This window comes from Chitinophaga sp. YR627 (assembly GCF_900114995.1).
Classification (GTDB): Bacteria; Bacteroidota; Bacteroidia; order Chitinophagales; family Chitinophagaceae; genus Chitinophaga.
Genome location: NZ_FOUX01000005.1, coordinates 809,746 through 822,387, shown reverse-complemented (window position 1 = coordinate 822,387; position 12,642 = coordinate 809,746). Strand labels below are relative to the sequence as shown.

The window sequence follows — 12,642 nt, the reverse complement described above, 5'->3', positions numbered from 1 at the left end:
CAAAGCCTTTGCTATGCACATCCGTAGCGCTCCTGAAGCTATGTTTGTAAGTACGGAAAAGGTTGCAGATCACTGCGGACCAACGGGTGCAGTAACATAACAGTATAGCCGGGACCGGCAAGACAGGATACCATACAGTTTCAAAATACCACAACCGTAATTTCTAGTAGTCCCATTGCAGTGAGCCTTACCGGATATCCTGACTAATGTCATAGTCCCCCTGCCCGGAAAGCACTAATATCGCGTTGCTTTCAGCAATGAAAACAACATTGTAAAAGCGGCACAACACCAGGCAATACTATTATCACATAACAAACATCAATCTATCAATGCATAAGGGATTTCTCATCATCGCATCGGTATTAGGCGCGCTGGCCGTAACATTGGGCGCTTTTGGCGCACATAAGCTGAAAGAGCTTGTACCACCGGAAACAGTCGGCACATTCCAGACAGGCGTTACTTATCAGTTCTATCATACCTTCGCCCTCCTGGCAGTAGGTATCCTCTTTGCACACCTGTCGCCTGCAGCATCAGGTTTGCTCGAATGGGCAGGCCGCTGCTTCTTCATCGGTGTAATACTGTTCTCCGGTTCACTTTACATCCTGACCATGCTGAAAGCCACAGAAACCGTAGGTCTCAGCAAGATCGGTATTGTGACGCCTATCGGTGGACTCTTCTTTATCGCCGGTTGGGTTTGTCTCATCCTGGCCTTACTGAAGAAGTAAGTATCGTTGATACAACACCACATATTCAGCATAAACGACACTATCCAGGGGCTGGCCGCAAAGGCTTAGCCCCTGTAATTTTAACATCCGCTCTACACTTGACAGCACGATAATTGCTGCATACCGGATCATCAAAAACACAAAGCTCAAACCATGCTCAGATATCTGATTATCATTTGCCTTTTTATTACAGGAACAGTGACAGCACAGGACATGAATGGCAACTGGTACGGCGTTTTTACCACTCCTCAGGGTCAGAAACAACGTTTGCAGCTACAGCTGACGCGTGGTGTCGGTTATCAGCTGAAAGGCATGCTGAAAAGCCCCGACATTGCAAAGGATGGCATCGAACTGGACACCATCTGGTACAAAAACGGATACCTGAATTTCACGATCAATAAGATCAGTCTTAAATACAGCGGTAACTGGAATTCCATCAGAAGCCGCTTTGAAGGCGCCTTCGAACAGGTGGGTAATAAAACCTCCCTCAACTTCTCCCGTGATGATGTGAAAGACCTGACCGTTACCCGTTTCCAGGATCCTTCTGTTAATACCGTCTATGATGTGGAAGAGGTAAAATTCGTCGATCCGGTGGATAAGGTCTTACTCTCCGGTAGCTTCAGCCATCCCGGCGTAAACGGACCGTTCCCGGTGATCATTCTGATCTCCGGCGCCGGACAGCAAAACCGTAACAACGAAATGCTGGACCATCGTCCTTTCGCCGTACTGGCAGACTACCTGGCAAAACGTGGCATCGCCACGCTACGTCTCGATGACCGTGGGGTAGGAGAAAGCACCGGCAATTATGACTCCTCCGGTATCTTCAACTTCGCAGAAGATGTAAAAGCTGCCGTTTCCTGGTTACGTAAGAACAAACTTGCTGATACTGCCGCTATCGGATTACTCGGTTATGCAGAAGGTGGCGCTGTCGCACAGATCGTTGCCGCAGCAGATTCGAATATCGCGTTCATTATCAATATGGCGTCTCCGGGGCTGGATGGCCGGGAAGCATATAACCGCCGCCTTGTACAAACCGCCCTGGCATACGGTGAAAAAGAAGCTTATGTGGAAGGATATGTCAGCAGTTATCAACGCTACCTGAACGTGCTCGCACTGACCAATGATCCTGCCGAAAGACAACGTAAAGCCTTTGCCGAACTTACCGCCATCTATAACCACTTCGGAGATAGTACCAATACCTCTGGCAGACAACACTTTATAGAAACGACCTACGCGGTGGACACAAAAGCGGAAGCTTTGTCCCTCTTACAATACGATCCCGCTGCTTATCTCTCAAAAATAAAATGTCCTGTCCTGGCCATTAACGGTTCAGAAGACATCTTCAATGAAGCAACCTCCAACCTGAAAGGCATCGAAAGCGGTCTGGTAAAAGGTGGTAATCAATTCGTTACTATACGCACATTCGCAGGTCTTAATCACCTGTTTCAGCGTTGTAACACCTGTAGCACGGAAGAATATGCCACCCTGGACGAGACAATAAACCCCGCTGTATTGGAGTTTATCACAAGATGGGTACAGTTGTTGTACTAACGGCGCCTGTATGCTAATTCCTAACCAAGAATTAATTTCTTAAATATGATTAAGCGTCCGTAATTTTGGGACGGCTATAACGTATGTCAAAAAATAAACTGAAAACAGAAAAACCGGAGAGTAAGAAACCTCGAAGCAGTGACCCCAACGTACTAAAGCAGGACAAAGAAGCAGAGGTAAAAGTAAAAGAATTAGTCAAGGACGAGAGAACCCATAAAGTTTTAGGGGTGATCTGCTTGTTGTTATCGCTCTACTGTTTTATCGCATTTACATCTTATCTCTTTACCTGGGAAGAAGACCAGGATAAGGTATTTCGCTATTCCGCCAGCATCCTGCTGATGGATCTGGATAGCGTAAGGGTGGAAAACCTCCTGGGGAGGTTAGGGGCCTTCGTCTCTCATTGGTTCTTCTACAAAGGTTTCGGTATCGCATCTTACCTGTTTTGCTACCTGTTCTTCATGCTCGGCGTCAACTTCGTAGTTGGTCGCAGGGTATTCCGTGTGTGGCGAAACCTCAAATACATTCTTTTCGGTCTGCTGTTTATCAGCACGACCGCCGCTTTCGTATCCTCCTTTTCTGACTTCCCATGGGGAGGCGCGATGGGGGATGCTGTCAATCACTGGATGATCGGTTTCCTCGGAAGGGCAGGAGCTGCTTTGTTGTTACTGGTGGCCGGACTGTCCTGGCTGATCTGGAAATACAACCTCGACTTCAAATGGCTGGAGCAAAAGTTAAAAGCAAAACCTAAGCCTGCTGTAGCGCCAACGGCTACGCCGGAACCTGCGGTGATAGCGGTGACGCCGATGGCGAATAATGCTGCTGCCGCTAAAAACAACGCAAAAGAGAAGGAGAAAGAGAAGGAAAAAGAAACCAGACGTACGAATACACTGAAGGAGTCAAATGTAGCAGTGATCCCTCCTCCGGATGAAGATGATGAACTGCCGGAAATGCAGCTCATTGAACGGGGCAGTGCTTCCATCACCCTGATCCCGCCGGCACATGCGCATATACCGGAAGAAGTGGAAGAAGAAGAGATCGAAGAGGAACTGGAAGAGGAAGAAGATCCGGGGCCATTGTTGTATATCGAAGAAACGGTTGAACAGACAAACGCACGCCGTAACAAGAAACCAAATGCAGAAGATGTTGCCTGGGAAATCAAACCTTCTGTAGAAGAAAATGAAGATGAAGCAGAAGAGGCGCCTGTAAGACCACCTGTACAGCTGGACCCTTACGAACCGACCCTCGATCTGCGCGATTATAAATATCCTACACTGGAATTGCTGGATAGCCATAACACCGAAAAGATCGTACAGGATGCCGGAGAACTGGACAGAAACAAAGACCAGATCATCAATACCCTGAAGAACTACGATATCGCTATCCAGAAGATCAGCGCTACTGTAGGGCCGACCGTAACCCTGTACGAAATCGTACCGGCCGCCGGGGTGCGTATCTCCCGTATCAAAAACCTGGAAGATGATATCGCCCTCAGCTTGTCAGCACTGGGTATCCGCATCATCGCGCCAATCCCGGGTAAAGGTACCATTGGTATCGAGGTGCCTAACGTGAAGAAAAGTATGGTGTCGCTGAGAAACCTGATCGCTTCCGAGAAGTTCCAGCAAAGTACCATGGACCTGCCGATCGCTATCGGTAAAAAGATTGATAATGAGAACTTTATAGCCGATCTGGCCAAAATGCCGCACTTGCTCATGGCGGGTGCTACCGGTCAGGGTAAATCGGTGGGTATCAATACATTATTGGTGTCTCTGCTCTATAAAAAGCATCCTTCCCAGCTGAAGTTTGTACTGGTCGATCCGAAGAAAGTGGAACTTTCCCTGTACAAACTGATTGAAAAGCACTTCCTGGCCAAATTACCGGGTGAAGAGGATGCCATCATTACAGATACCAAAAAAGTGATCCATACCCTCAATGCCCTCTGTATTGAGATGGACCTTCGTTACGACCTCCTGAAAGAAGCAGGTACCCGTAACATCAAGGAATACAATAATAAATTCGTTCAGCGCAGACTGAACCCACAGCGTGGACACCGTTATCTGCCATTTGTCGTACTGGTGGTGGACGAGTTCGCCGATCTGATCATGACAGCAGGTAAAGAGGTGGAAATGCCGATCGCCCGTCTGGCACAGCTGGCCCGTGCGGTAGGTATCCACCTGATCATTGCGACACAGCGTCCTTCTGTAAATATCATCACCGGTACTATCAAGGCCAACTTCCCGGCCCGTATCGCGTTTAAGGTATCTTCCAAGATCGACTCCCGTACCATCCTCGATACTGGCGGCGCCGAACAGCTGATCGGTCAGGGTGACATGCTGGTGTCTTTCAACGGCGAACTGGTACGTCTCCAGTGTGCCTTTGTAGATACACCGGAAGTGGAAAGAGTGGCAGAGTATATCGGTGAACAGCGTTCCTATCCGGAAGCCTACCTGCTGCCGGAATATGTGGATGACAAGGATATGGAAGGAAAAGAGATCAGTCTGCAGGATAGGGATCCGCTCTTTGAAGAGGCTGCCCGTGTCATCGTTCAGAACCAGCAGGGGTCTACATCACTTTTGCAACGCCGTATGAAACTGGGGTACAACCGTGCAGGCCGTCTGATGGACCAGCTGGAAGCAGCAGGCATCGTCGGACCGAACCTGGGTAGCAAAGCGAGAGAGGTGAATGTGAAAACAGAGGCTGATTTAGAGGAGATTCTGAACGATCTCGGCTGATAGTCGTACTTTTGGCTTTATATTAACTTTAGAAATAAACCTATCGGCACAACATTTGTCAAACTAACAGCAAGAAACAAAACTTACGAAAAATGAAGAGAATTTTATTACTGGCCATGTTGACGGGCGGAATTGTAGTGAATGGCATGGCTCAGACCAAGACGCCAGTGGGTAGTCTGGGTAAAAACGATCCTAAAGCAAAAGCAATACTCGACGGGGTGAGCAAGAAGTTTTCCCAGTTGAAATCAGTAGTCGCTAACTTTGTTTTGAAAGTAGAAGGCGCTAATAATAGTGTAACTGACTCTAAGAAAGGTACCGTTTACCTGAAAGGAGCCAAATATAAAGTGAACCTGGATGGTCAGGAGCTGATCAGTGATAACAAAACGACCTGGACATACACAAAAGATGCTAACGAGGTAACAATCAACAATGTAGACCCTAATAGCACCTCCCTGTCGCCAGCTAAACTGTTCACCAATTTCTACGATAAAGATTATCTGTACCGTCTGGATGGAGAAACTACCGAGAAAGGTAAAGTGCTCCAGAACATCGAAATGACACCTACAGATAAGTCAAAGAACGTTTTCAAAGTGATGGTTTCTATCGATAAGAAAGGCCAGAACATCGCTAAGATGAAGGTTTACGAGAAAAACGGCAATCATTATACATATGAGATCACTAACTTCACACCAAACGGAAGTGTGACCGATGCTACCTTTAGCTTCGATCCTAAAAAATACCCTGGTGTAGAGGTGGTTGACCTCCGTTAAAATATTGATGGGTCTTCGCGACCGAAGACGAGAAAAGCCTGGCTATTTTTGGCCGGGCTTTTTCCATTTTATTGTTACCTTTGGCAAGTTTAAATTAAAATTAAGCAATATGGCATACGACGTAATCGTAATTGGTAGTGGCCCTGGTGGATATGTGGCTGCTATCCGTGCTTCTCAGCTGGGATTTAAGACGGCAATCGTTGAAAGAGAGAGCCTGGGCGGTATTTGTTTGAACTGGGGCTGTATTCCCACTAAAGCATTATTGAAGTCCGCACAGGTGATGGAATATATACAGCACGCCAAAAATTATGGAATTAACGCAGGCGAAAGTACTGCTGACTTTGATGCCGTAATTAAACGTAGTCGTGGTGTGGCTGATAAGATGAGTAAGGGCGTTCAGTTCCTGATGAAGAAAAACAAGATCGACGTACTGGTAGGTAACGGTAAGCTGAAATCCAAAACGCAGGTAGAAGTAACTGATAAGGATGGTAAGGCTTCTGTACATGATGCGAAATACATTATCCTGGCAACCGGTGCTCGTGCCCGCGAACTGCCTAACCTGAAAATAGACGGTAAAATGGTAATTGGCTACCGTGAAGCAATGGTACTGCCAAAACAGCCTAAATCCATGATCGTTGTAGGTTCTGGCGCAATCGGCGTTGAATTCGCTTATTTCTACGCAACCCTGGGTACTAAAGTAACCATCGTTGAGTTCATGCCGCGTATCGTTCCGGTTGAAGATGAGGATATCTCTAAAGAACTGGAGAAGATCTACAAGAAGAAAGGTATCGAAATCATGACCAATGCATCCGTTGAAGCTGTTGAAGCAAACGGTGAAGGCGTGAAAGCGAAAGTAAAAACTGCAACCGGTGAAGTATTCCTGGAAGCTGACGTTGTACTGAGCGCTGTAGGTATCGCTGCTAATATCGAAAACCTGGGCCTTGAAGCACTGGGTATCAAAACTGACAAAGGCAGAGTAACTGTAGATAAATACTACCAGACAAATGTTCCTGGCGTTTTCGCTATCGGTGACATGGTTCCTGGTCAGGCACTCGCACACGTTGCTTCTAAAGAAGGTATCATTTGCGTAGAAGCAATTGCTTACGGAGAGAAGAAATATGCGCACAAACCTGAGCCTATCGACTACATGAACATTCCTGGCTGTACTTATTGTGCACCTGAAATCGCTTCTGTAGGTTACACTGAGAAAGCAGCAAAAGAAGCTGGTTACGAAGTGAAAGTAGGTAAATTCCCATTCTCTGCTTCCGGTAAAGCAACTGCTGCAGGTGCTACTGAAGGTTTCGTAAAAGTGATCTTCGACGCTAAATACGGCGAGTGGTTAGGTACCCACATGATCGGTGCGAACGTTACAGAGATCATCGCGCAGACAGTAACTGCACGTAAACTGGAAACTACTTACCAGGAAGTACTGGATTCAATTCACCCGCACCCAACTATGAGCGAATCTGTAAAAGACGCGATAGAAGTGGCTTACGGCGAAGCGATCCACCTGTAATCTGCAGTATTGAAATAAGTTTATAGAAAGAAAGAGCGTGCCATGAGGTACGCTCTTTCTTTTTCAATCAACAATCAAGAATCAACAATCAAGAATTAACAATTAACAATTACGTTTCAAAGTGCATGCTATACATATACATCCTATAACTCAACAACACCTAAACCCAAAGAAACGCAGGAATAAAGAGCAGGCTTTCAGATGGTAAAGCGGACCTTAGCCCGTCCCCTGCACACAGCTAAAGCGCACCCAAGCCCCCAACCCATAGCCCATTACCAACGCTCAATCATGTACTTAACGGGCACCAGTCCGCGACACCATCTGAAACCGCAGCGTATCCCCCTGCCTTCAACTCACCAACCCAATAAATAACTAATAAACTTAAAGCTCTGATAACAATTTGTCCATCCTATCTCTCATTTCGCCTTTATTCACCTCATTTTGCATAAACCTCCAAGCCCCTCTCTGCGTCATTCTCTGTTCTTTTTTTAACCCCCGACTTTTTTTTTCTGAGAATCATGGAATGTTGTAATATTGAACGTCGAGCAACTGAAATCTAAACAAACGAGCACTAAGTCACCAGAAAATCTACTTCCGGAACACCCGGAGTTAACCAGAATTATTTATTAATTGAAAATCCGGCAATGACGCGATAAACCGCTAGTATCTGCGTGTCTTGCAATGACAAAAAACCAAAGCATGAGTTAAGTAATTATCTGTCAGGTTAGCTATATCTACTGATGAACAATGTAATTATTCCAACGGAATAACTCGCTGCGTTTGCCTGCTGTAACGGCGGGTAAAAAGGGTGCAGTCTGCCACGAGCTGTTATACAGCTATGCCCATTGCAGACGCAGGTACCACAACATCTGTCATCAGCTGATCAGCTAATAATATCTTCATTTTATCAGAACCCAAATCTTAAAATGTATGAGCAAACACACATTAACAGCACTCGCATGCCTGCTGGCAGGAGCTGCTATCTGCATTGTTTCCTGTAAAAAGGATACCACTCCGGCTGCATCGGTTAATCAGGCCGGTGTATCACAAGCCACATTGGATAAGATCAGTGCACTCGGTTTCAGCACTGCTGACGTCCGCAAATTCGATGGTAAATATCTCGTGGAAGGAGATATCCTGTTGAGTGATGCAGACCTGAACACCAAAGCAAACAGTCCTTTTCTGACCACTGCCAAAGAAGAGCAATACCGCACCAATTACGTGGTGACCGGCCTCCCGCGTCAAATAACTGTAAGAGTTGCATCCAGCCTCGGTAGCGCTTTCGTCGCCGGTACGGATACCGCTATTGCACGTTACAACAGACTGGGTCTTACACTGACTTTCAGACGTATTACCAGCGGTACAGCCAACATCACGATCTCCGGCTTTAACCAGGGTCCAAGTGGTGGCTTTATCACGCTCGGTTCTTCCGGCTTCCCAACCAGCTCCGGTAATCCGTACAACTCTATTCTCATGAATACCAACTCCGCAGCATACGGCAGCAATCCGAATGTGCTGTATGTAGGTTCTGTTATTCAGCACGAGATCGGTCACTGTATCGGCTTCCGTCATACTGACTACTTCAACCGTGCGCTCAGCTGTGGTGGTACTGCTACCAACGAAGGTTCAGCAGGTATCGGTGCTATCCTGATCCCGGGTACACCAAGCGGTAACAGCGCTAACTCCTGGATGCTGGCCTGTTCTAATGGCGGCAACCGCACCTTCAACGCAAATGATATCGTAGCACTGAACTATCTGTATTAATCGTCTGAGTAAATAAGCAACTACCGGCGGCATTCTCTGTCAGTCGCCGGTTTTGCATGAGCACTATCTGTAACCCAAAATCAAACACACATGCGTAAGCACGTATTATTTGCCCTATGTTGCCTTTTTGCCGGCGCCCTTATCACTTCCTGTAGAAAAGAAGCAGTAAAGTCAACAACTGCTGACAGCGAAATCTCTGATGAAACCAAAGCAAAGATCTATGCACTCGGTTTTGGTACTGACAATGTCAGAAAAGTAGCTGGCGGATATCTGGTAGAAAATGATATCGTACTGACTGAAGAAAACCTGAACACCAAAATCAACAGTCCTTTCTTACGGATTGCGGGTGACGAACAGTATCGCACGACCAACGTCGTGTCTGTATCTGGTACACGTAATATCACCGTATTGGTAACCGGACTGGATACTCCTTACATCAGGGGTACAGATACTGCTATCGCCCGTTATAATGCCCAGGGCCTGAGTCTGACCTTCTCCCGCATTACCAGCGGTACGGCTGACATCACTATCCAGGGCTTCTATCAGGGTCCAAGTGGTGGATTCATCACACTGGGATCTGCCGGTTTCCCGACTGCTGCCGGCAATCCGTACAACAGTATCCTGATGAACACCCATCCACAGGCGTATGGCGCCAATCCGAATGTACTGTACATCGGTTCTGTTATCCAGCATGAGATCGGCCACTGTATCGGCTTCCGCCATACAGACTATGCAACCCGTTCCAGCTGCGGACAAAACGTGAACGAAGGACAGGTAACAACCGGTGTGGGCGCTATCCAGATTCCAGGTACACCATCAGGCGCTGATCCGAATTCATGGATGCTGGCCTGCTCGAACGGTGGTAACCGCACCTTTAACGCAAACGACGTTATCGCACTCACCTATTTGTATTAATTAATAAGATCCCTTATTAGCTGATGCATGAGCAAATGACGATAGCCCGCTGACAGCATCCCTGTTATGGCTATCGTCCCTAAAGAAAAAAAGCAGCGATAATAACACTACGTTATTATCGCTGCTTTCTATTTTGAGTGAGCATGTCTGTCTTTAATCTGCCTTACATTCGTAGACTACAGAGCTGCATCTGTCTACATTTTTCAGTCCTTTTCTGTAAGACCTGAATCCGTTCCAGAAGCCCTTGATCAGGCCATTTCCACCTGTTTTGTATTTCTCGCTCAGCAGACTCACATAAAATCCGTCAAACACCATCGGATGTTTCCGTACGATCCTGATCTTGTGTTGTTTCAGCAACTCTTCCATAGAAGAAGGAGAGAAGTGATACAGGTGACGTGGTACATCATAGGCTGCCCACAACTCTTTGTAATGCTCTGCATCAGGAGAGGTGTAGTTAGGCACAGCAATGATCAGCGCACCTTCCGGTTTCAGTAATGTTCTGATCTGTCGCAGATAGTCATGCAGTGAATGTACATGTTCCAGTACATGCCACATGGTGATCGCATCATATTGTTGTGCCGGGAGATGGAACAGTTCTGAAGATGGCAGCGGTTCGATACCATAGAGTGTCTTTGCATTACTCCTTGCCGTATCATCCGGTTCAAGTCCTGTTACGTCCCAGTTTAACTGTTTCATATAGTGGAGGAAAGCACCTGTGCCACAGCCAATATCCAGCAAAGAACCCTGTTTCAGACCGGTGGCAGCCTTTACCCAGTTTTGCTTGGAGCGCATGGTGATTTTCCTCACGCTGTGATATAAACGATTGATTAAGCCCTTTTTAGTCTCGGAATGTGAAATGTATTCCTGTGATTGATAATAACGGCCAATCTCTGCACTGCCCGGTACATGCTGCGTAAAACGTCCGCTGCAATGTCCGCAATGAAAAATGTCAAATGTTTCGCCCGATACTGTATGATCTTTGGCCGCAAGTACTTTGTGTATATTGCCTGATCCGCATATCGGACAGGCTTTATAATAAATCGAAGACATGGCCCGAAAATACAATACAATTACGAATTACGGATGACAATTGAGAATGAATTGATAATTAGCGCACTATATGCCCTTATGCTCTCCCCATACCTTTCTCAGGGTATCTGCGATCTCTCCGAGTGTGCAATACTGTTCGACTGCTTCCACTACGATCGGCATCAGGTTTTCTGTAGTATGTGCCGCTGTTTCCAGTCGTTGCAACAGGGCTGCTACTGCCGCATTGTCCCTTTTGGCCCGTAAGGCCTGCAGGCGATCTGTCTGTACCTGTCTGATACTATCATCGATACGGAATACTTCTTCTGTTGTACTTTCTTTGACGGCGAACTTATTCACACCAACGATCACTTTTTCTCCTGACTCAATTTCCTGTTGATAACGGTACGCACTACGTGCAATCTCGTCCTGCATGAATCCCTGTTCGATAGCAGCTACAGCACCGCCCATCACATCGATCCTTTCTATCAGTTCCCAGGCCCTGGATTCCACTTCATTGGTCAGTGCTTCCACATAGAAGGAACCTGCCAGCGGATCCACTGTATCGGCAATACCACTCTCATATCCTACGATCTGTTGTGTACGTAATGCAATACGCGCCGCTGCTTCTGTTGGCAGAGACAGGGCTTCATCATAGCCATTGGTATGCAGCGATTGTGTGCCGCCCAAAGTGGCTGCGAGCGTCTGTACAGTCACCCGTACGATATTGTTGTGTGGTTGTTGTGCGGTAAGCGTACTACCGCCGGTCTGTGTATGAAAACGCAGCATCTGTGCTTTGGGATCTGTAGCACCCATCCCTTTGGTGATATGCGCCCACATCCTTCTGGCAGCACGGAATTTAGCTACTTCCTCAAACAGGTGGTTGTGTGCATTGAAGAAGAAAGAAAGACGGCGTGCAAATACATTGATGTCCAGTCCGCGGTCCAGCGCTGCCTGTAAGTAGGCTTTTCCGTTGGCAAGGGTAAAGGCCAGTTCCTGTACGGCATTGGCGCCCGCTTCGCGGATATGATAACCGGAGATGGAGATCGTGTTCCATTTAGGCACTTCCCGGCTGCAGTAATCAAAGATATCGGTGATCAGCCGCATGGAAGGTTTGGGCGGATAGATAAAGGTGCCACGCGCAGCATATTCCTTGAGAATATCATTCTGGATAGTGCCGGACAGTTTTTTCAGATCGGCGCCCTGTCTTTTGGCCAGTGCGATATATAAAGCGAGTAGTATAAATCCGGTAGCGTTGATGGTCATGGAGGTGGAGATCTCCTCCAGTTTGATGCCTTTGAAGAGGCGCTCCATATCCTCGATACTGTCGATGGCGACACCTACTTTACCGACTTCCCCCTCTGACATGGGGTGGTCGGAGTCATAGCCGATCTGGGTAGGCAGATCAAACGCCACGCTGAGGCCCATTACGCCCTGTTGCAGGAGATAGTGGTAACGTTCGTTGGAAGCTTCTGCCGTGCTAAAACCTGCATACTGCCGCATCGTCCACAGTTTATCCCTGTACATAGAAGCATGAACGCCTCTTGTAAATGGGAATTCGCCGGGCAACTCCTGCATGGGTACAGTTTCCGTATATACTGATGCAATTGGGATACCGGCATCTGTTTTGATGATATTTTCCATAA

The 12,642-nt window shown here is 47.1% G+C and carries 9 protein-coding genes; 7 read left to right on the top strand and 2 right to left on the bottom strand.

Translation table 11 applies throughout. The features are described 5' to 3' along the window. Positions 1 to 329: 329 nt before the first annotated feature. The 7 genes from BMZ72_RS28440 to BMZ72_RS28410 all read left to right on the top strand — a co-directional run bounded on the left by BMZ72_RS28440 (position 330) and on the right by BMZ72_RS28410 (position 9,970). Positions 330 to 725, top strand: a complete 396-nt coding sequence (locus BMZ72_RS28440) for a DUF423 domain-containing protein (RefSeq protein WP_089813470.1) — start codon at positions 330 to 332, stop codon at positions 723 to 725. Between the two features lie 153 nt (positions 726 to 878). After that, positions 879 to 2,276, top strand: a complete 1,398-nt coding sequence (locus BMZ72_RS28435) for an alpha/beta hydrolase family protein (protein WP_089813468.1) — start codon at positions 879 to 881, stop codon at positions 2,274 to 2,276. A gap of 83 nt (positions 2,277 to 2,359) precedes the next feature. Continuing rightward, entirely contained in the window at positions 2,360 to 5,005 is a 2,646-nt protein-coding gene (locus tag BMZ72_RS28430) for an FtsK/SpoIIIE family DNA translocase (protein WP_089813466.1), read from the top strand. Between the two features lie 92 nt (positions 5,006 to 5,097). After that, complete coding sequence (locus BMZ72_RS28425; protein WP_089813464.1) at positions 5,098 to 5,775, top strand: outer membrane lipoprotein periplasmic chaperone LolA1; 678 nt, start codon at positions 5,098 to 5,100, stop codon at positions 5,773 to 5,775. A gap of 109 nt (positions 5,776 to 5,884) precedes the next feature. Continuing rightward, positions 5,885 to 7,291: a dihydrolipoyl dehydrogenase gene (gene lpdA / locus BMZ72_RS28420; RefSeq protein ID WP_089813462.1), complete on the top strand. Its 1,407-nt coding sequence runs from the start codon at positions 5,885 to 5,887 to the stop codon at positions 7,289 to 7,291. A 930-nt stretch (positions 7,292 to 8,221) separates the two neighbouring features. Further along, entirely contained in the window at positions 8,222 to 9,055 is an 834-nt protein-coding gene (locus BMZ72_RS28415) for a M57 family metalloprotease (RefSeq protein WP_089813460.1), read from the top strand. Between the two features lie 90 nt (positions 9,056 to 9,145). After that, positions 9,146 to 9,970: a M57 family metalloprotease gene (locus BMZ72_RS28410; RefSeq protein WP_089813458.1), complete on the top strand. Its 825-nt coding sequence runs from the start codon at positions 9,146 to 9,148 to the stop codon at positions 9,968 to 9,970. Between the two features lie 153 nt (positions 9,971 to 10,123). Here BMZ72_RS28410 and BMZ72_RS28405 read toward each other — a convergent pair whose 3' ends face one another. After that, the gene (locus BMZ72_RS28405) at positions 10,124 to 10,762 is read right to left on the bottom strand and encodes a class I SAM-dependent methyltransferase (protein ID WP_255373313.1); all 639 of its coding nucleotides are present in this window, start codon (positions 10,760 to 10,762) and stop codon (positions 10,124 to 10,126) included. A gap of 324 nt (positions 10,763 to 11,086) precedes the next feature. Then, positions 11,087 to 12,640 (bottom strand): acyl-CoA mutase large subunit family protein, encoded by a 1,554-nt coding sequence (locus BMZ72_RS28400; RefSeq protein ID WP_089813454.1) that lies wholly within the window; start codon positions 12,638 to 12,640, stop codon positions 11,087 to 11,089. Between the last annotated feature and the right edge of the window lie 2 nt (positions 12,641 to 12,642).